Annotated in this window: 16 protein-coding genes; 1 reads left to right on the forward strand and 15 read right to left on the reverse strand. The window is 70.4% G+C overall.

Going from position 1 to position 20500, the window contains the following annotated elements; translation table 11 throughout:
- Window positions 1–24 precede the first annotated feature (24 nt).
- Entirely contained in the window at window positions 25–3207 is a 3183-nt protein-coding gene (gene ileS, locus BT364_RS01460) for an isoleucine--tRNA ligase (protein WP_072483206.1), read from the forward strand.
- A 345-nt stretch (window positions 3208–3552) separates the two neighbouring features.
- Here ileS and BT364_RS01465 read toward each other — a convergent pair whose 3' ends face one another.
- The 15 genes from BT364_RS01465 to BT364_RS01540 form a co-directional block, all read right to left on the reverse strand.
- Window positions 3553–4683 (reverse strand): DivIVA domain-containing protein, encoded by a 1131-nt coding sequence (locus BT364_RS01465; RefSeq protein WP_072483207.1) that lies wholly within the window; start codon window positions 4681–4683, stop codon window positions 3553–3555.
- A 49-nt stretch (window positions 4684–4732) separates the two neighbouring features.
- On the reverse strand, window positions 4733–5017 hold the full coding sequence (locus BT364_RS01470; RefSeq protein WP_072483208.1) for a YggT family protein: 285 nt from the start codon (window positions 5015–5017) through the stop codon (window positions 4733–4735).
- Window positions 5018–5087: 70 nt separating this feature from the next.
- The gene (locus BT364_RS01475) at window positions 5088–5705 is read right to left on the reverse strand and encodes a cell division protein SepF (RefSeq protein ID WP_072483209.1); all 618 of its coding nucleotides are present in this window, start codon (window positions 5703–5705) and stop codon (window positions 5088–5090) included.
- 126 nt (window positions 5706–5831) lie between these two features.
- Window positions 5832–6551: a YggS family pyridoxal phosphate-dependent enzyme gene (locus tag BT364_RS01480; protein ID WP_072483210.1), complete on the reverse strand. Its 720-nt coding sequence runs from the start codon at window positions 6549–6551 to the stop codon at window positions 5832–5834.
- Between the two features lie 6 nt (window positions 6552–6557).
- The gene (gene pgeF, locus BT364_RS01485) at window positions 6558–7298 is read right to left on the reverse strand and encodes a peptidoglycan editing factor PgeF (protein ID WP_072483211.1); all 741 of its coding nucleotides are present in this window, start codon (window positions 7296–7298) and stop codon (window positions 6558–6560) included.
- Window positions 7295–8512: a cell division protein FtsZ gene (gene ftsZ, locus BT364_RS01490; protein WP_072483212.1), complete on the reverse strand. Its 1218-nt coding sequence runs from the start codon at window positions 8510–8512 to the stop codon at window positions 7295–7297. Before ftsZ ends, pgeF begins: the two co-directional genes overlap by 4 nt.
- A 277-nt stretch (window positions 8513–8789) precedes the next feature.
- Window positions 8790–9584, reverse strand: coding sequence for a cell division protein FtsQ/DivIB (locus BT364_RS01500; protein WP_072483214.1), 795 nt, complete (start codon window positions 9582–9584; stop codon window positions 8790–8792).
- 50 nt (window positions 9585–9634) lie between these two features.
- Window positions 9635–10729 (reverse strand): undecaprenyldiphospho-muramoylpentapeptide beta-N-acetylglucosaminyltransferase, encoded by a 1095-nt coding sequence (murG, locus tag BT364_RS01505; protein WP_072483215.1) that lies wholly within the window; start codon window positions 10727–10729, stop codon window positions 9635–9637.
- Between the two features lie 6 nt (window positions 10730–10735).
- A complete protein-coding gene (gene ftsW, locus BT364_RS01510) occupies window positions 10736–12196 on the reverse strand; it encodes a putative lipid II flippase FtsW (protein WP_177327995.1) in 1461 nt (486 codons plus the stop codon).
- A gap of 84 nt (window positions 12197–12280) precedes the next feature.
- Window positions 12281–13714, reverse strand: coding sequence for a UDP-N-acetylmuramoyl-L-alanine--D-glutamate ligase (gene murD / locus BT364_RS01515; RefSeq protein WP_177327996.1), 1434 nt, complete (start codon window positions 13712–13714; stop codon window positions 12281–12283).
- Window positions 13696–14766 (reverse strand): phospho-N-acetylmuramoyl-pentapeptide-transferase, encoded by a 1071-nt coding sequence (mraY, locus tag BT364_RS01520; RefSeq protein ID WP_072483217.1) that lies wholly within the window; start codon window positions 14764–14766, stop codon window positions 13696–13698. The genes murD and mraY overlap by 19 nt, the downstream gene beginning before the upstream one ends.
- Entirely contained in the window at window positions 14763–16169 is a 1407-nt protein-coding gene (locus BT364_RS01525) for a UDP-N-acetylmuramoyl-tripeptide--D-alanyl-D-alanine ligase (RefSeq protein WP_072483218.1), read from the reverse strand. Before BT364_RS01525 ends, mraY begins: the two co-directional genes overlap by 4 nt.
- A 4-nt stretch (window positions 16170–16173) precedes the next feature.
- Window positions 16174–17901, reverse strand: a complete 1728-nt coding sequence (locus tag BT364_RS01530; RefSeq protein ID WP_072483219.1) for a UDP-N-acetylmuramoyl-L-alanyl-D-glutamate--2,6-diaminopimelate ligase — start codon at window positions 17899–17901, stop codon at window positions 16174–16176.
- 19 nt (window positions 17902–17920) lie between these two features.
- Entirely contained in the window at window positions 17921–19903 is a 1983-nt protein-coding gene (locus BT364_RS01535; protein ID WP_072483220.1) for a peptidoglycan D,D-transpeptidase FtsI family protein, read from the reverse strand.
- Between the two features lie 4 nt (window positions 19904–19907).
- The gene (locus BT364_RS01540) at window positions 19908–20483 is read right to left on the reverse strand and encodes a cell division protein FtsL (RefSeq protein ID WP_072483221.1); all 576 of its coding nucleotides are present in this window, start codon (window positions 20481–20483) and stop codon (window positions 19908–19910) included.
- Window positions 20484–20500 lie beyond the last annotated feature (17 nt).

Genomic DNA, 20500 nt, shown 5'->3' on the forward strand with positions numbered 1-20500 from the left:
ACGTCCGCCGGAGGAAGTCCGCCCATGACATCGCCGCAGTACCACCAGGTACCCGCCCAGGTCGACCTGCCCGCGCTGGAGCACGCCGTGCTCGATTTCTGGCGCGACAGCAAGGTCTTCGCCAAGAGCCTCGAACAGTCCGAGGGTCGCCCCGAGTGGGTCTTCTACGAGGGCCCGCCCACCGCCAACGGCATGCCCGGCGCCCACCACATCGAGGCCCGCGTCTTCAAGGACGTCTTCCCCCGCTTCCGGACCATGCAGGGCTACCACGTCGGCCGCAAGGCCGGCTGGGACTGCCACGGGCTGCCGGTCGAGCTCGCGGTCGAGAAGGAGCTGGGCTTCAACGGCAAGAAGGACATCGAGGCGTACGGCATCGCCGAGTTCAACGCCAAGTGCCGTGAGTCCGTGACCCGCCACACGGACGCATTCACCGAGCTCACGACCCGCATGGGCTACTGGGTCGACCTCGACGACGCGTACCGCACGATGGACCCCGAGTACGTCGAGTCGGTGTGGTGGTCGCTGAAGGAGATCTTCAACAAGGGCCTGCTGGTCCAGGACCACCGCGTCGCCCCCTGGTGCCCCCGCTGCGGCACCGGTCTCTCCGACCACGAGCTGGCACAGGGGTACGAGACGGTCGTCGACCCGTCGGTCTTCGTCCGCTTCCCCCTCACGTCCGGCCCGCTGGCCGGCGAGGCGTCCCTCCTCGTCTGGACGACCACCCCCTGGACCCTGGTCTCCAACACCGCCGTCGCCGCGCACCCCGACGTCACCTACGTCGTCGCGACGAACGGCGAGGAGAAGCTCGTCGTCGCGCAGCCGCTCGTCGAGAAGGCGCTGGGCGAGGGCTGGGAGACCACCGGTGAGACCTTCACCGGCCGCGAGATGGAGCGCTGGACCTACGAGCGCCCCTTCACTCTCGTCGACTTTCCGAGCGTCAGCGAGGGAAGCAACGGGCACAGCCCGGCCGAGGCGCACTACGTCGTCAACGCCGAGTACGTGACGACCGAGGACGGTACGGGTCTGGTCCACCAGTCCCCCGCCTTCGGCGCCGACGACCTCCTGGTCTGCAAGGCGTACGGCCTGCCGGTCGTGAACCCGGTCCGCCCCGACGGCACCTTCGAGGAGGACCTGCCGCTGGTCGGCGGTGTCTTCTTCAAGAAGGCCGACGAGACGCTCACCGAGGACCTGGCCGCCCGCGGCAAGCTCTTCCGGCACGTCCCGTACGAGCACAGCTATCCGCACTGCTGGCGCTGCCACACCGCGCTGCTCTACTACGCGCAGCCGTCCTGGTACATCCGCACGACCGCCATCAAGGACCGGCTGCTCCAGGAGAACGAGAAGACCAACTGGTTCCCGGACTCGGTCAAGAACGGCCGCTTCGGCGACTGGCTGAACAACAACGTCGACTGGGCGCTGTCCCGCAACCGCTACTGGGGCACCCCGCTGCCGATCTGGCGCTGCGAGGACGGCCACCTCACCTGTGTCGGCTCTCGCGCCGAGCTCGGCGAGCTCACCGGCACCGACCTCTCGGGCCTCGACCCGCACCGCCCGTTCATCGACGAGATCACGTTCACCTGCTCGCACGAGAACTGCCAGCTGGAGGCGTACCGCGTCCCCGAGGTCATCGACGCCTGGTACGACTCGGGTTCGATGCCGTTCGCGCAGTGGGGCTACCCGTACAAGAACAAGGAACTCTTCGAGAGCCGCTACCCGGCGCAGTTCATCTCGGAGGCCATCGACCAGACCCGCGGCTGGTTCTACACGCTGATGGCGGTCGGCACCCTGGTCTTCGACAAGTCGTCCTACGAGAACGTGGTCTGCCTGGGCCACATCCTCGCCGAGGACGGCCGCAAGATGTCCAAGCACCTGGGCAACATCCTTCAGCCCATCCCCCTCATGGACCAGCACGGCGCGGACGCGGTGCGCTGGTTCATGGCGGCCGGCGGCTCCCCGTGGGCGGCTCGCCGCGTCGGCCACAACACGATCCAGGAGGTCGTCCGAAAGACCCTCCTGACGTACTGGAACACGGTCGCCTTCCAGGCCCTGTACGCCCGTACGTCCGACTGGGCCCCCTCCGCGGCCGACCCGGCCCCGGCGGACCGCACGGTCCTGGACCGCTGGCTGCTGAGCGAGCTGAACGCGCTGGTGGACCAGGTCACGCAGGCCCTGGAGGGTTACGACACCCAGCGCGCCGGCAAGCTCCTGTCCGCCTTCGTCGACGACCTCTCCAACTGGTACGTACGCCGCTCGCGCCGCCGCTTCTGGCAGGGCGACAAGGCGGCGCTGCGCACCCTGCACGAGGTCATCGAGACGGTGACCCGGCTGATGGCCCCGCTCACCCCGTTCATCACCGAGCGGGTCTGGCAGGACCTGGTCGTTCCGGTCACGCCGGACGCCCCCGAGTCGGTCCACCTCTCCAGCTGGCCGAAGGCGGACCCGGCGGCGATCGACCCGTCCCTCTCCACACAGATGGCGCTGGTGCGCCGCCTGGTCGAGCTGGGCCGGGCCACCCGGGCCGAGTCCGGTGTGAAGACCCGTCAGCCGCTGTCCCGGGCCCTGGTCGCGGCGGCCGGCTTCGAGTCGCTCTCCCCCGAACTGCACGCCCAGATCACCGAGGAGCTGAACGTCTCCTCGCTGGCCTCCCTGTCCGAGGTCGGCGGCTCGCTGGTCGACACGACGGCGAAGGCGAACTTCCGGGCGCTCGGCAAGCGGTTCGGCAAGGGCGTGCAGGCGGTGGCCAAGGCGGTCGCGAACGCCGATGCGGCGGCCCTCTCGCTGGCCCTGCGCGAGGGAACGGCGTCGGTCGAGGTGGACGGCGAGACGATCACCCTCTCGCCGGACGAGGTGATCATCACCGAGACCCCGCGCGAGGGCTGGTCGGTCGCGTCCGACTCGGGCGCGACGGTCGCCCTGGACCTGGAGATCACCCCGGAGCTGCGGCGCGCGGGCCTCGCCCGTGACGCGATCCGCCTCATCCAGGAGGCCCGCAAGAACAGCGGCCTGGACGTGGCCGACCGCATCGCCGTCCGCTGGACGTCGGCCTCCCCCGCCACGGTGGAGGCCCTGACCGAACACGCCGCCCTGATCGCGGACGAGGTCCTGGCCCTGGACTACGCCCAGGACGAGGCGGACCCGACCTACGGCGAACCGTTCGAGGACGAGGGCCTGGCCTTGACGTTCCGCCTCCGCAAGACGGAGCAGTAACCCGCGAAAAGCAGAAGGGCCCGGCCGGACACCAGTCCGACCGGGCCCTCTGCTGTTTCCTCAGTCTCCCAGCGCCGCGATTCCAGCCCCTCCCACCCTCGCAATTTCAGCCTGCCCCGGCGTCACTTGGAGCCCCTCCGGCGATTGAGGAGCGGGGCAGAGCCCCAGGTCCGGGAAGGGGCGGGTAGGGGAACAGCCCCGCGCAAGCGGCCCGCGCACCCCCACCCTCACCCGCCCCCGCAAAGCGACCCGCACCGTGCACAGCAAAAGGGCCGGGCCCCGGGGAAACCCCGGGGCCCGGCCCTCAGCCTGCCGACGGCTACGCGCTCACCGCGCGCACCCGGCTCAGTTGTCGTCCTCGTCGATCAGGAACCCGCGCATCGGCGAAGGAGCCTGCTGCATCGGCTGCGGCGCCTGCGGCCGCACCGGCGCCATCGGCTGGGTCATCGCCGGCGACATCTGCTGCTGACCACCGTACGAGGGCCCACCGCCCATGGACGGGGCGCCGCCCATCGGCTGGTTGCCGTGGTTGCCGCCCATGCTGTGGCCCATGGCACCCGCACCGGCCGGAGCCAGCGAGGGCGACGGCGGCAGCGAAGCGGTCGCGGGAGTCCGCGGCGGAGCCAACGAGTCGTCCGCCTGGGTCTCCAGCTGACGCAGCTGGCTCTCCAGGTAGGACTTCAGGCGGGTCCGGTACTCACGCTCGAAGCCACGCAGATCCTCGACCTTGCGCTCCAGCGTCGCGCGGGCCGACTCCAGCGAGCCCATCGCCACGCGGTGCTTCTCCTGCGCGTCCCGCTCCAGGGCGTCCGCCTTGGCACGGGCGTCCCGCTCCAGGCCCTCGGCACGGCTGCGCGCCTCGCCGACGATCTTGTTGGCCTCGGAACGGGCCTCCGCGATCGCCTGGTCGGCGGTCTGCTGCGCGAGCGAGAGGACACGGGCTGCGCTGTCGCCACCGGGGCCCTGACCGGGCTGCTGCATCTGCGGCTGCTGCATCTGCTGCATCTGCTGCTGCGGGGCGTGACCGCCCATGGGGCCGCCCATCGGGCCACCCATGGGACCGCCCTGCATCGGACCGGGGCCGTGCGGGCCCTGCGGACCGGGGCCGTGCTGGCCCTGGGGACCAGGACCGTGACCGCTGGGACCGGCGGGCAGCTGCGGAGCACCACCGGGCAGCTGGGGGGGACCCATCTGCGGGGGCTGCTGCTGGACCGGCGGACCCGATATGGCGGCGGGCACAGGTGCCCCGGGCCGGTCCTGCGGCTCCGGTTTGCGCATGCCCTGCTGCTGGTTCTGCGCGGCGGCACGCGTGGCGGCGGCCAGCTTCGCGCGCAGGTCCTCGTTCTCACGGAGCAGGCGGGTCAGCTCGGACTCGACCTCGTCGAGGAAGGCATCGACCTCGTCCTCGTCATAGCCTTCTCGGAGGCGGACGGTCGTGAACTGCTTGTTCCGCACGTCCTCAGGAGTCAGCGGCATCTCTTCTTCACCTCTACGTAGTCGTCGGCAGTCGGCAAGACCGTATCGCTCACAGCCTGATCACGATGCTGATCAGGATGTAGACGATGATCATCAGAACGAAGAAGGACAGGTCGAGTGCCACGCCCCCGAGACGCAGCGGCGGGATGAACCGCCGCAGAAGCTTGAGCGGTGGATCGGTGACAGTGTAGGTGGCCTCAAGTATGACCACCATCGGCTTGCCGGGCTGCCATGAACGCGCGAACTGGAAGACGTAGTCCATGACCAGCCGGAAGATCAGCACGATGAGGAAACACATCAGCGCGATATAGACAACCTGCAGTGCGACGCCCATTTCGCGCTTCCCTCTCCCCTGGCTCTCGTAGCTCCGGCCTCACGGCCGGGTTGTTCCCGGTGTCGTGTTCTCAGCTCTGGTTGAAGAATCCGCCCTCAGCGATGCGGGCCTTGTCCTCCGCCGTGACATCGACGTTAGCAGGCGACAGCAGGAACACCTTCTGCGTCACGCGCTCAATGCTGCCATGGAGACCGAAGACGAGTCCTGCAGCAAAGTCGACAAGTCGCTTTGCGTCCGTATCGTCCATCTCCGTGAGATTCATGATCACCGGAGTGCCCTCACGGAAGTGTTCCCCGATGGTACGGGCCTCGTTGTAGGTCCTGGGGTGCAGCGTGGTGATGCGGTAGGGCTCCCGCTCGGACACGACCTTGGGCATGATCACCGGTGCGTTCTTCTCCATGTTCGGGCGTTCAGGTGTGATGGATGCCACGGGTGCGATCCGGGCGGGTCGTTCTCTTTCCACCGGGATCTGAACCGGCTCCCGCTGTGCGGGAGGCTGCACCGCTCGTACCGGTTCGTCCCGCTCCCGTTCCCGCTCCACCTGATGCGCGGGCTGGTGCCGCCGCCGGTCGCGCTCGGGCTCCGGCTCGGGTTCGAATTCGTCGTCGGGGTCGAACCCCGGACCGTCGTACCCATCGTCCTCCACGAGGCCGAGGTAGACCGCCATCTTGCGCATCGCGCCGGCCATGCTCTGAGTCCTCCGCTCTGTGGTGGATCGGCATCTGTCACCAAGTGCCCCGCGATCCACTGAGGCCTGCCCGCCATGGGCGGGAATGACCATATTTTCTGCTGTGGTCCGACCTGCTTGGCGACGTTACCCGAGCCCGGGTCGGACTCCGAGTACCGCCGTACCGACGCGCACATGTGTCGCCCCGGCCGCGACCGCGTCCTCGAGGTCCGCGCTCATCCCCGCAGAGACCATGTTCGCAGCCGGATGATTCCCGCGCAGGCGGGATGAGAATTCCATCAGCCGGTCGAAGGCGGCCCGTTGCCGTCCCGCATACGGTCCGGCGAGCGGTGCGACGGTCATCAGACCGCCGAGCCGCAGCCCGGGCGCGGCGTCGACCACGGCGGCCAACTCCTCGATCCCGTCCGGCGCGACGCCGCCCCGGTCGCCCCGCTCACCGCTCTCCGCGTCGAGTGCCACCTGGATGAGACAGCCGAGTTCGCGCCCCTCGCGCACGGCGGCGGCCGAGAGTGCCGTGACCAGTCTGGCCCGGTCCACCGACTGCACGACATCGGCATAACTCGCCACAGAACGAACCTTGTTCGTCTGCAATTGACCGACAAAGTGCCACGTGAGCGACAGATCCGCACATTCGGCTGCTTTGGGGGCCGCGTCCTGGTCACGATTCTCCGCGACATGACGTACACCCAGTTCGTGCAGAATCCGCACATCGCTCGCGGGGTAGGTCTTGGTGACCACGATGAGGGTCACTTCCTCCCGCCCGCGGCCGGCGGCGGCACAGGCGGAAACAATGCGTTCCTCCACCCGCGCTAGATTTTCGGCGAGTTGAGCCTTACGGTCCGTCATGCCCTATCAGTCCAACCAGACATATCCGGCGAGCCGCCCGGTGGTGCGGTCGCGGCGGTACGAGAAGTGGTCACTCGATTCGAGGGTGCAGACCGGCGAGGCCTGCCGGTCCTCGACCCCGAGCGCTTCGAGCTGGGCATGGACCCCGGCGGTGACGTCCACGGCCGGAGTGCCCCAGCTGGTCTCGGACCAGGCGGCCGGGACGCTCCGGGCCACTTCGGCGCGCATGTCGGCCGGGACCTCGTAGCAGCGTCCGCAGACCGCCGGTCCGGTGCGGGCGACGATCCGGGAGGTGTCGGCGCCGAGCCCGACCATGGCCTCGACCGCGGCGGGGACGACCCCGGCGACCAGACCCGGGCGGCCCGCGTGCGCCGCGGCCGCGATGCCGGCGACCGGGTCGGCGAGCAGTACGGGGGTGCAGTCGGCGGTGAGCACGGCGAGCGGGAGCCCGCGCCGCGCGGTCACCACCGCGTCCACCGCGGGGATCTCCGAGGCGTCTGCCCACGGCCCCTCGACGACCGCGACGTCCCGCCCGTGCACCTGGTTCATCCAGACGACCCGCGCCGGGTCCAGGCCGAGGGCCCGGGCGGCGCGTTCGCGGTTGGCCAGAACGGCGGCGGGGTCGTCTCCGACCGCGCCGCCGAGGTTGAGCTCCTCGTACGGAGCGGCGCTCACTCCGCCCCACCTGTCGGTGAAGGAGAAGTGGGCGCCGCCCGCCGAGGACCGTGCGTGGTGCTGAGCTATCACTTCAAGAAGTCCGGAACATCCAGCTCTTCGGCCTGCGAGTCCTGGTACGCGGGACGGGCCGGCGGGACGTGCGGCGTGGCGACCGGCGGCAGGTGGGTCTCGCTCGCCACCGGTACGGGCTCCGCATGGGCCGGCGGCTCCTCGCGGATGGGCACGGATCCCAGTCCACCGCTCTGACGCACGGGCTCCGGGGTCCGGACCGGCGCGGCGGGCTCCTCGCGCTTGGCGGAGTTCGCGCCCAGAACGTTCTCGCGCCGGGCCGGCGGCTGTCCGCCGTCGAAGCCCGCGGCGATCACGGTGACGCGTACCTCGTCGCCCAGCGCGTCGTCGATGACCGCGCCGAAGATGATGTTCGCCTCGGGGTGCGCCGCCTCGCTCACCAGCTGGGCGGCCTCGTTGATCTCGAAGAGACCGAGGTCGCTGCCGCCGGAGATGGAGAGCAGGACACCGCGGGCGCCGTCGATGGACGCCTCCAGGAGCGGCGAGGAGATCGCCATCTCCGCGGCGGCCACCGCGCGGTCGTCGCCGCGGGCCGAGCCGATGCCCATGAGTGCCGATCCGGCCTCGGACATGACCGACTTGACGTCGGCGAAGTCGAGGTTGATCAGCCCCGGGGTCGTGATGAGGTCGGTGATGCCCTGGACACCCGAGAGCAGCACCTGGTCGGCCGACTTGAAGGCGTCGAGCACGCTGACCTGGCGGTCCGAGATGGACAGCAGCCGGTCGTTGGGAATGACGATGAGGGTGTCGACCTCTTCGCGGAGCTCGGCGATGCCGTCCTCCGCTTGGTTCGCGCGTCGCCGGCCCTCGAAGGTGAACGGGCGGGTGACCACGCCGATCGTCAGGGCGCCGAGCGAGCGTGCGATGTTGGCGACGACGGGTGCGCCGCCGGTGCCGGTGCCGCCGCCCTCTCCGGCGGTGACGAAGACCATGTCGGCCCCCTTGAGGACCTCCTCGATCTCCTCACGGTGGTCCTCTGCCGCCTTGCGACCGACTGCCGGGTTGGCGCCGGCGCCAAGGCCGCGGGTGAGTTCGCGGCCGACGTCGAGCTTGACGTCGGCGTCGCTCATCAACAGGGCTTGCGCATCAGTGTTGATCGCGATGAACTCGACGCCCTTGAGACCGACCTCGATCATTCGGTTGATGGCATTGACACCACCGCCGCCGACACCGATGACCTTGATGACTGCGAGGTAGTTCTGCGGTGCTGCCACGTCGAAGGCCTCTCGCCTCGAGTTACGTGTCGTCGCTTCGCGGTAGTCCCGCCGCGACGACGGATGCCGATTGGGGCGGTCCGAAACGCCGACCCAAACCCTAACGTTGAAGTTTAGGGTTACCAGTGTGTCTGCTTCATGGACTCTTCCGAACAGGACACTAAGTCGACAAGTGGCGCACGTTCAACGAACACGCCGAACCTCCCGTTTTTCTTTTCACCCTATGTGATCACCCGTAGCGCTGACCAACCAGGGTGCTGGCCAGGCCAAATGTGCGTCAACTGCCCGACGCGGCAGGGGCGGTGGGTGCACTCACGTCGAAGTGTCCCGCTTTGGGTGCGACTTTCATGAGAGCGGTGAGAACTCTCGCCTTCACCGGACCTCCTTCGCCGCTGCCCCAGATCACCGTGCGCCCCCGGGTGAGTTCCAGGGAGATCGAGTCGTACGAGGTGACCCGTACGACCTCGGTGTCCTTGGCGACAGCGCCCGGAAGTTCGCCCGCGACCCGGACCGCTTCCCGCACCAGCCGGTCCTTGCCGAAGCGGCGCAGACCGGCGGACTGATCAGGTTTCAGTTCCAGCAGGGGTACACGCCCGGGCGATTTGTCCACCGTTGCGAAATGCACGCCTTTCGCATCCACTTCAATGAACTTTGCGCCCTTTTTCACCAACACGACCGGCTGTCGTTCTGTCACCTTAAGTCTGATTCCGTGCGGCCATGACCGTACGACATCCACGGAATCGATACGAGGCAACTTCTGGCGCAATCGCGCGGCGATGGCGTCGGTGTCGACGGAGATCAGCGGGGCCCCGATCGGGACCGCCGCGGCGGCCTCCACCTCGGCCGGTGTCAGTACGTCGACTCCGGTGGTCCTGACCTGTTCGGCCCGGAGCCAGGAGGAGCCGTAGAGCGCCCAGACGGCACCGGAGGCGAGCAGCAGCACCAGCACGCCGCTCACGATCAGCGTTCTGCGGCTGGGCAGTCGGCGCCCTTGGGGACGCGGGCGCGGCGGGCGGGCCGGGGAGTCCTTCCGCTGCCCTGTGCCGCGCTGGGCGGTCGTCGGTCCGGCCACGCTCGCTCCTTATGCCGGGTCCGGGGGCGCCGCCCCCGGACCCGTCCGCCTCACGCGCCTCGGCGTGCGGCAATCGCCTCGTACACCATGCCGACGAGCAGGTCGTCGGCGTCCCGGCGGCCGAACTCGGCGGCGGCGCGGGACATCTCGTACAGCCGGTGCGGATCCGCGAGCACCGGGAGGACGTTGCCCTGCACCCACTCGGGGGTGAGCGCCGCGTCGTCCACCAGCAGACCGCCGCCGGCGTTGACCACCGGCTGGGCGTTGAGCCGCTGTTCGCCGTTGCCGATGGGCAGCGGGACGTAGGCGGCGGGGAGCCCGACGGCGGAGAGTTCGGCGACGGTCATCGCGCCGGCACGGCAGAGCATCATGTCGGCCGCGGCGTACGCGAGATCCATCCGGTCCACGTACGGTACCGGGATGTAGGGCGGCATCCCGGGCATGTTGTCGATGCGCGGCAATTCGTTCTTCGGTCCGACCACGTGCAGGATCTGGATGCCGGAGCGCTGCAGCAGCGGGGCGACCCGCTGGACCACCTCGTTGAGGTGGCGGGCGCCCTGCGAGCCGCCGGAGACCAGCAGCGTCGGCAGGTTGGGGTCGAGGCCGAAGGCGGCACGCGCCTCGGGGCGGACCCGGGCCCGGTCCAGGGTGGCGATGGTGCGGCGCAGCGGGATGCCGATGTAGCGGGCACCGCGCAGCTTGCTGTCGGGGGTGGAGACGGCGACGCCGTGGGCGTACCGCGAGCCGATCTTGTTGGCCAGGCCGGGGCGGGCGTTGGCCTCATGGACGACGATCGGCACTCCGGCCCGCTTGGCGGCGAGGTAGCCGGGCAGCGCGACGTAGCCGCCGAAGCCGACGACGCAGTCCGCCTTGGTGCGTTCCAGGACCTGCTCGGCGGCCTTGATGGTGCCGCGCAGCCGTCCCGGGACGGTGATCAGTTCCGGGGTGGGCTTGCGCGGCAGCGGGACGGCCGGGATCAGGGCGAGTTCGTACCCCCGCTCGGGTACGAGCCTGGTCTCGAGTCCGCGCTCCGTGCCGAGGGCAGTGATTCCCACGGTCGGGTCCTGCCTGCGCAGGGCGTCCGCGAGGGCAAGCGCGGGCTCGATGTGGCCGGCGGTCCCCCCGCCGGCGAGTACGACATGCACCGAAATTCACCGCTCTCCGGACGGACGCTTCTTGACGCGCCGTCTCATCGTCTTCCATCTCACCCCGGGCCTCCGCACGGCCAGGGCCGCCTTCGCTGCGGGATCGTCTCGCGCGAACGCGATCAGCAGCCCGACGGCGAACATGGTCGGCAGCAGGGCCGATCCTCCGTAGGAGAACAGCGGGAGCGGGACACCGGCGATCGGCAGCAGGCCGAGCACCGCACCGATGTTGATCACGGCCTGCACCGTGATCCAGGTGGTCACACCTCCCGCGGCGTACCTCACGAAGGGGTCCTCCGTGCGTCCGGCCACGCGGATACCCGCATAGCCTAGAGCCGCGAAGAGGGCGAGTACCGACAGCGTCCCCGCCAACCCCAGTTCCTCCCCGGTGATGGCGAAGATGAAGTCGGTGTGCGGTTCAGGTAGTTGGCCCCATTTTTCCACACTCGCACCGAGCCCGGAACCGAACCATCCGCCGGATGCCAGAGCATAGATCCCGTGCACCGCCTGCCAGCAGGAGTCCCCCGGTCCGGGCTCGCTGGCGCCGATGCAGGCGAGTCTGGACATCCGGTTCGGGCTGGTCTTGATCAGTACGAAGGCGATCAGCGCGGCGAAGCCGAGCACCCCGCCGAAGAGCCGGGTGGGTGCCCCGGCCAGCCAGAGCAGTCCGAACAGGATCGCGGTGAGAATGATCGCAGTTCCCATGTCGCCGCCGAGCATGATCAGCCCGAGGAGCATGAAGGCGACGGGGACGAGCGGGACGAGCAGGTGTTTCCACTGCGTCAGCAGCCGCTTGTCCTGTTTGCGGGCGAGCAGGTCCGCGCCCCACAACACCAGGGCGAGCTTGCCGAATTCGCTGGGCTGGAGCTGGAAGGGGCCGCCCAGGTAGAGCCAGTTCTGGTTGCCGTTGACCGACATCCCTATCCCCGGCACCTGGACCAGCACCATCAGGAAGACGGTTCCCATGAGCAGCGGGTAGGCGAACGCCCGGTGCAGTTTGGCGGGCATCCGGGCGGCGAGTGCCATCAGTCCGGCGCCGATGACGGCGGCGAGGAACTGTTTACGGAAGAAGTAGGTGCCCGGTTTGTCCAGCTCCAGGGCCTTGATCATCGAGGCGGAGTAGACCATCACGAGGCCGAGCACGGTGATCAGCAGGCCGGCGCCCAGGATCAGGTAGTACGCGGTCAGAGGGCGGTCCCAGGCCCGGCGCACCCGCTCGTGGATCCGCCGCACGCCGCCGCGGGGCGAGCGGGGAGCACGGGGGCCGCCGGTGGAGCGCCCCTTGGAGCGCGGCACCGGGGGTCGCCGGGAGCCGGTGGCCGCACGGACCCGCAGGGCGGGGCCGAGCGCCGCCGGGGCGCCCGCTCCCGCTCCCGCGAGCAGTGGCGGGGTGAGTGCCCGACTGATCGCCGTGGTGGCCCGTGAGCGGCCCCCACGGGGCCCGGCAGAGCTCTCTTCGGCCGGCATTGTCACTGTCCCCTCCACTGCTCGTGCCCACGGCCGCCGCCGAGGGCCGGCGGCCGTGACGGGGCGGCGCGGGGGCCGGGCCCGTCAGGCGCTCTCGGCGGCGAGCGCGCGGACCGCGTCCGCGAACGCCTCGCCCCGCTTGTTGTAATTGACGAACATGTCCATCGAGGCGCAGGCCGGGGCCATCAGTACGGTGTCTCCCGGCCGGGCGAGCCGTGCCGCCTCGCGGACCGCCTCGGACATCGCCCCAGTGTCGGTCCGGCCGAGGTCGACCACCGGGACCTCGGGGGCGTGTCGCGTGAGGGCTTCGCGGATCAGTTCCCGGTCCCGGCCGATCAGTACGACGCCCCGCAGCCTTCCCGCGGCCCCGGTCACCAGCTCGTCGAAGGTGGCGCCCTTTGCGAGGCCGCCGGCGATCCAGACGATCGGGTCGTAGGCCGCCAGGGAGGCCTCGGCGGCATGGGTGTTGGTGGCCTTGGAGTCGTCGACGTACGCGACCTGGGCGACGTCCGCGATGTGCTCGATGCGGTGCGGGTCGGGGCGGAAGGCCCGCAGTCCGTCGCGTACGGCCGCGGGCTCGACGCCGAAGGCGCGGGCCAGGGCCGCCGCCGCGAGGGCGTTGGCGATGTTGTGCGGGGCGGGCGGGTCGATGTCCTTGACCTCGGCGAGCTCCTGGGCCTGCTTCTGCCGGTTCGCCACGAAGGCGCGGTCGACGAGGATGCCGTCGACGACGCCCAGTTGGGACGGGCCCGGGGTGTTCAGGGTGAAGCCGATGGCCCGGCAGCCCTCCTCGACGTCGGCCTCGCGGACCAGGTCCTCGGTCACCGGGTCGGCCGCGTTGTAGACGCAGGCGACCCGGTTGCCCTCGTAGATCCGGCCCTTGTCCGCGACGTACGCCGCCATGGAGCCGTGCCAGTCGAGGTGGTCCGGGGCCAGGTTGAGGACGGCGGCGGAGTGGGCGCGCAGCGAGGGTGCCCAGTGCAGCTGGTAGCTGGACAGCTCGACGGCGAGTACGTCGTACTCCTCGTCGCCGAGGACGGCGTCCAGGAGGGAGACGCCGATGTTGCCGACGGCCGCGGTGCGCAGTCCGGCCGCCTCCAGGACCGAGGCGAGCATCCGTACGGTCGTGGTCTTGCCGTTGGTGCCGGTGACCGCGAGCCAGGGGGCCGCACCGGGGCCCCGCAGCCGCCAGGCGAGTTCGACGTCGCCCCAGACGGGGACGCCCGCCTCGGCGGCTGCGGTGAAGAGCGGCTTGTCGGGCTTCCAGCCCGGGGTGGTGACGATGAGCTCGGTGGACTCGGGCAGGGTCGCCCCGTCGCCGAGGCGCACGGTGATCCCCTGCGCCTCCAGCTCCGCGGCCTGCGTACGGGAACGCTCGTCGTCCCCGTCGTTGACCACCGTGACGACGGCCCCGAGGCCGCGCAGCACCTTGGCCGCCGGGATTCCGGAGACTCCGAGTCCCGCGACGGTGACGTACTTGCCCTGCCAGTCCTGGTTGCTCACTTCTCGGCTGCCCATCCCGCGTAGAAGAGTCCGAGTCCGACGATCACGCACATGCCCTGGATGATCCAGAAGCGGACCACGACAAGGACTTCGGACCACCCCTTGAGTTCGAAGTGGTGCTGGAGCGGCGCCATCCGGAAGACCCGCTTGCCGGTCATCTTGAAGGATCCGACCTGGATGACCACGGACATGGTGATCATCACGAAGAGGCCGCCGAGGATGGCCATCAGGAACTCGGTGCGGGAGCAGATCGCCAGACCGGCGAGGGCGCCGCCGAGGGCGAGCGAGCCGGTGTCGCCCATGAAGATCTTGGCGGGCGAGGTGTTCCACCACAGGAAGCCGAAGCAGGCACCCATCAGCGCGGAGGCGACGACTGCGAGGTCGAGCGGGTCGCGTACCTGGAAACAGGCGTTGGGATTGGTCAGGGTGTCCGCGTTGGCGCAGGACTCCTGGAACTGCCACAGCCCGATGAAGGTGTACGCGCCGAAGACCATCACCGACGCGCCGGTGGCCAGGCCGTCCAGACCGTCCGTCAGGTTCACGCCGTTGGACATGGCGAGGATCATGAACAGTGCCCAGACGACGAACAGCACCGGGCCGATCGACCAGCCGAAGTCCGCGACGAACGACAGCCGGTCGGAGGCCGGGGTGTTGCCGCGGGCGTCGGCGAACTGGAGCGAGAGCACCGCGAAGGCGATGCCCACGATCAGCTGGCCGGCCATCTTCGCCTTGGCCCGCAGACCCAGCGAACGCTGCTTGACGATCTTGATGTAGTCGTCGAGGAAGCCGACGAGGCCCATGCCGGCCATCAGGAAGAGCACCAGCACGCCGGAGAATCGCATCTCCTCGCCGGTGATCAGCTTCGCCGCGACGTACGCGATGATCGTCGCCAGGATGAAGGCAATGCCGCCCATGGTGGGCGTGCCCTTCTTGGACCCGTGGGTACGCGGGCCGTCGTCCCGGATGAACTGCCCGTATCCCTTGCGGGCGAGCAGCTTGATCAGCAGCGGAGTTCCGACCAGGGTCAGGAAGAGCCCGATGGCCCCCGCGAAGAGGATCTGCCTCATCGGTCGGCGACCTCGCCCTCGGACGCGTTCTCCAGCAGTGCCATGGCGACCTGCTCCAGGCCGACCGACCGGGACGCCTTCACCAGCACGACGTCTCCCGGGCGCAGTTCACTGCGCAACAGGTCGACCGCGGCCTGTGCGTCGGACACGTGCACCGACTCCTCACCCCACGAACCCTCGTTGTATGCGCCCAGTTGCAGCCAGGAGGCTTCTCTGCCCCCGACCGCGACGAGCTTGCTGACGTTGAGCCGGACGGCGAGCCGTCCGACCGCGTCGTGCTCGGCGAGCGAGGCGTCGCCGAGCTCGGCCATGTGGCCGAGCACCGCCCACGTACGCCTGCCCTTCCCCATGGCGGCCAGCGCGCGCAGCGCGGCTTTCATGGATTCGGGGTTCGCGTTGTAGGCGTCATTGACGAACGTCACGCCGTCCGGACGCTCGGTGACCTCCATGCGCCAGCGGGAGAGGGTGCCCGCCTCGGAGAGCCCTTCGGCGATCTCGTCTGCGGACAGGCCCAACTCATGGGCGACGGCGGCCGCGGCGAGCGCGTTCGACACGTGGTGCTCACCGTACAGGCGCATGGTCACGTCGCTGCACCCGGTGGGTGTGTGGAGCTGGAAAGCGGGGCGTCCGTCGTCGGTGAGACGGACCTTCTCGCCCCGTACGTCCGCTTCCGCGGCTTCCCCGAAGAGCAGCACCCGGGCCTTGGTGCGGGAGGACATGGCGCGTACGAGCGGGTCGTCGGCGTTGAGTACGGCGACGCCGTCCTCGGGCAGCGACTCGACCATCTCGCCCTTGGCCTGTGCGATCTGCTCCCGGCCGCCGAACTCGCCGATGTGGGCGGTGCCGACGTTGAGGACGAGGCCGACGCGGGGCGGGACGAGTCCGGTGAGGTAGCGGATGTCGCCGATGTAGCGTGCACCCATTTCGAGGACGAGGTGGCGGGTGTCCTCGGTGGCGCGCAGCGCGGTGAGCGGCAGGCCGATCTCGTTGTTGAGGTTGCCCGCCGGGTAGACGGTGGGCCCCTTGCGTTCGAGGAGCTGGGCGATGAGGTCCTTGGTGGAGGTCTTGCCCGCGGAGCCGGTGAGCGCGACGACGGTGGTGCCGAGGCGGCCCACGACGGCGCGGGCGAGCGCGCCGAGTGCGGCCACGACGTCGTCGACGACGATCGCCGGAACACCGACGGGGCGGGCGGCCAGCACGGCTGCCGCGCCCGCCTCGACGGCGCGCTGCGCATAGTCGTGGCCATCGACCCGCTCACCGGCGAAGGCGGCGAACAGACTGCCTTGCTCCACCTCTCGGGAGTCGATGACGACGGGCCCGCTGACGATTGCTGCCGGATCGGGTATGTCGTGCGACTGCCCGCCGACGATTTCGGCGATCTCGGCGAGGGAAAGGGCGATCACTTGGTCATCCCTGACTGTTGTTCTCGTGGGTGTGGGCGCGGTGGTCGGAGCTCTCGGTGCGCTCGTGCCCCGTGGAGCGCTCGATGGCCGCGCGCAGGACCACGCGGTCGTCGAAGGGGCGTACCACGCCGTGGATGTCCTGGCCCTGCTCGTGGCCCTTGCCGGCGATCAGCACCGTGTCACCGGGCTGGGCACGGGCGACCGCGGCGGCGATGGCGGCGGCCCGGTCGGCGTCGACCAGGACGTCGCCCCGCTCGTCGACGGGCACCTCGGCGGCGCCCGCGAGCATTGCGGCGAGGATTTTGAGGGGGTCCTCGGACCGGGGGTTGTCGGAGGTCAGTACGGCGGTGTCGGCGAGGCGGGCCGCGGCAGCGCCCATCGGGCCGCGTTTGGTCGTGTCGCGGTCGCCGCCGCAGCCGAGGACGATGTGCAGCCTGCCCTCGGTGACCTTGCGCAGGGAGCGCAGCACGGACTCGACGGCGTCGGTCTTGTGCGCGTAGTCGACGACCGCGAGATACGGCTGTCCGGCGTCGACCCGCTCCAGCCGGCCGGGCACGCCCGGAACGGCCGCGACTCCGTCGGCCCCGGTCTGCGGGTCGATGCCCGCGACGGCGAGCGTGACGATCGCGGCGAGGGTGTTGGCGACGTTGAACGGGCCGGGCAGCGGGGCCCTGGCGGCGATCCGCTCGCCCTGGGGACCGACGGCGGTGAACGTCGAGCCGAGCGGCCCGGTCTCGACGTTCTCGGCGCGCCAGTCGGCGTCCGGGTGGCCCTCGGCGGAGAAGGTGAGGACCGGGACGGACGCCTCGCCGATCAGCCTGCGGCCGTACTCGTCGTCGAAGTTGACGACGCCCCGCCTGCTGCGCCGCGGGGTGAAGAGCTGCGCCTTGGCCTGGAAGTAGTCCTCCATCCCGGAGTGGAACTCCATGTGTTCCGGGCTGAGGTTGTTGAAGACCGCGACATCGAAGACGCAGCCGTCGACCCGGCCGAGCACCAGGGCGTGGCTGGAGACCTCCATGGTCACCGAGTCCACGCCGCGCTCGCGCATGACGGCGAACAGGGCCTGCAGATCGGTGGCTTCGGGGGTGGTGCGCTCGGACTTGATGCGCTCGTCGCCGATCCGCATCTCCACGGTGCCGATGAGCCCGGTGGCGCGCCCGGCGCTGCGGAAGCCGCCCTCGATCAGGTAGGCGGTGGTGGTCTTGCCGGAGGTTCCGGTGATGCCGATCTGGAGGAGACCGGCGCCGGGCCGTCCGTAGATCTCGGCGGCGAGCTCGCCCATCCGGCTGCGCGGGTCCTCGGTGACCAGCACCGGGAGTCCGGTGGCCGCGGCGCGCTCGGCGCCCGCGGGGTCGGTGAGGATCGCCGCCGCGCCGAGACCGGCCGCCTGGGCCGCGAAGTCGGCGCCGTGGAGGCGGGCGCCCGGCAAGGCCGCGTAGACGTCGCCGGGGCGTACCGCCCGCGAGTCGTGGGTGATGCCGGTGACCTCTCCGGTTTCCGGCGGCTCGACTCCCAGCCGGGCCGCCAGTTCGCCGAGCGAGGTCGGTCCGATCCGGTCCGGACGGGGCGCTCCCGGGTAGTTCACAGGGGCGGCCTTCTGGGTGGTTTGGAACTGATCAGCGTGGGGCACGGCGGTGAGCGTACCGGGCGCACCCGGCCTCTCGCGAAGTGAGGGGCCAGGGTTCCGGTGGTTCCCGTTCCGGTTCCCGGGATCGGGCGTGATGGTTGTCACTGGATGGTTTCCCCCGAGTTCACTCGCCGGGATCGAAGGACACCGGCAGCCGGGCTGGGCCGCTGCCGGACGGTGGGGTCTGGAGGGTCTTGAGCGCGAACTCCATGACCTGCTTGTAGATCGGTCCGCAGATCTGGCCGCCGAAGTAGCTGCCCTTGGTCGGGTTCTGGATCGCGCAGTAGACGGTGATCTGCGGGTTGTCGGCGGGGGCGAAGCCCGCGAAGGACGCGGTGTAGCCGTGGTAGCCGCCGCGTACCGGGTCGACCCGGTTGGCCGTACCGGTCTTGCCCGCCACCCGGTAGCCAGGGATCTTGGCCTTCGTTCCGGTGCCCTCCTCGTCGCCGACCACCGACTCCAGCATGGCGGCGAGCGACTCGGCGGTCTTCGCGCTGACCACCCTGGTCCGCCCGGGTGGATCGGCGGCCTTGAAGTGGCCGTCGGCGCCCTTGGTGCCGCGTACCAGCGTGGGCGCGATACGGACCCCGTCGTTGGCGATCGTCGAGTAGATGGAGGCGGCCTGCATGGCGTTGAGCGAGAGGCCCTGGCCGAACGGGATCGTGTACTGCTGCGAGGTCGACCAGTCCCCGGGCTTGGCGAGGATGCCGGGGGTCTCGCCGGGGTAGTCGAGCCCGGTCGGCGAGCCGATCCCGAACTTGCGCAGGTAGGAGTAGAGGACCTTGTTGGCCTCGGCCTGGGTCCTGCCCAGCTCGCCGGTGGCCAGGATGGTGCCGATGTTGCTGGACTTGGCGAGTACGCCGTTGAGCGTCAGGTACCAGGTGGGGTGGTCGATGTCGTCCTTGAAGAGCCGGTCGCCGCGGTGCAGCCGGTTGGGGACGGTGACATGGGTGCCGGGGGTGGCGGCCCCCTCCTCCAGCACGGCGGCCATGGACATGACCTTGCTGGTGGAGCCGGGCTCGTAGACGTCCTGGAGGGCCGCGTTGCCCAGCGACGCCGCGTCGGCCTGCGAGAGGTCGTTGGGGTCGAAGCCGGGCGCGTTGGCCATGGCGAGGACCTCGCCGGTCCGGGTGTTCTGCACGACGACGTAGCCGCGGTCGGCCTTGGACTTCTTCACCTGGTCGGTGATGGCCTGCTGGGCGGCCCACTGGATGTCGCGGTCGATGGTCAGCTCGATGTCGGCCCCGGGGACGGCCGGGACCTCCTCGGTGCCCGCGGTGGGCACCCGCCGGCCGCCCGCCTGGGCGTACCTGATCTTGCCGTCCTCGCCCGCGAGCTCCTTGTCCAGCTGCGACTCGAGGCCGCCCGCGCCCTTGCCGTCGGCGTTGACGTAACCCAGTATCCCGGCGGCGAGCCCCCCGTTGGGGTAGACCCGTTTGGTGGTCGCCTCCTGGAAGACCCCGGCAAGGACATTGGCTCCCGGGCCGCCGCTCGCCCGGTCCTTGCCCGCCTTCTCGGCGAAGACGGACTTGAGGTCCTTGATCTGGTTCCAGACCTGTGGGGTCTGGCGGCGGGCCAGGACGACGTAGCGGCCCTTCCGGGACAGCTTCCGGGTCAGCTCGGTGGCGTCGGTGCCGAGGATCGGGGCGAGGAGCGCCGCCGCCTGCTGGGGCGCGTCGGGGGCCTTGCTGAACTCGGGCGTGAACATCGAGGGGTCGGCGGTGATGTTGTACGCGTCGACGCTGGTGGCCAGGGCGATCCCGCTGCGGTCGGTGATCTCGCCGCGCTCGGCGGAGATCGTGTAGCTGAGGTAGCGGTTCTCCTTGGCCTTGGCCGCGTACGCGTTCGCGTCGACGGCCTGGACCTGGAGCAGCCGCACGACGAACGCCAGCATGACGAGGGTCAGGGCGAGGCTGACCAGGCGGAGCCGGGGACGCGGGTTGCCGAGCCGCAGCGGACGCGCGGTCCGGCCGCGGGGCGGGTGGGGGCGTCGTGCCGGGGAGGACGGGCGGCGGGCCGCGGGCCTCGGGCGCCCCTGCCCGCCTGCGGCGCTGCGCGGGCGCGCGGGGCCTGGGACCCGGCGGCGCGGTGGATCCTTGGGCGGCACTGCGTCACCTGCCGGGGCTCGTCGGGGGCTGGTCTGCCGGGGTACGCGGCCCGGCGGGCGGGGTCGCGGAGGTACTGGGCGACGCGGCGGTGCCCGGGGAGCCGGCCGGCGCCGACGGGGAGGGCGAGGCCGGGGCGGTGGTGGGGAGCGCGGTCGCGGGGGGCGCCGCCGGCGTACTGCTCTTCGGCGGAGGCGGGGCGGGGGCGGGCTCGGCGGTGGACTCGACGGGTACGCCGCGGACCGTGCCGTCCGGGTTCAGGAAGGCGGGGCTGCCGCCGGGCACCATGCCCAGCTCGCGGGCGCGCCGCTCCAGGGCGTCCGGCTTGGAGTAGTTGTCGACGTCGTGCTGGAGGGCCTGCTGCTCGTCGGTGAGCTCGGTGGTCCGCTTCTTCAGCTCGCTCAGCCTGAACGACCCTTCGTTGAGGGCCGAGTTGAGCACCAGGAGCGTGATCAGGCCGCCGCCGAGCAGCACCACGACCAGCAGGACGAAGGGGGTACGGGCCGCGTTGCTGGGCCCGGACGGCATCAGCCGGGTGAGCCGCGCGGCGCGCCCTTTCAACTGCCCGGCCGGTCCGCTCACCGCGCCGCCCCGTGGGC

The sequence above is a fragment of the Streptomyces atratus genome (assembly GCF_900119365.1).
Taxonomy (GTDB): domain Bacteria; phylum Actinomycetota; class Actinomycetes; order Streptomycetales; family Streptomycetaceae; genus Streptomyces; species Streptomyces atratus_B.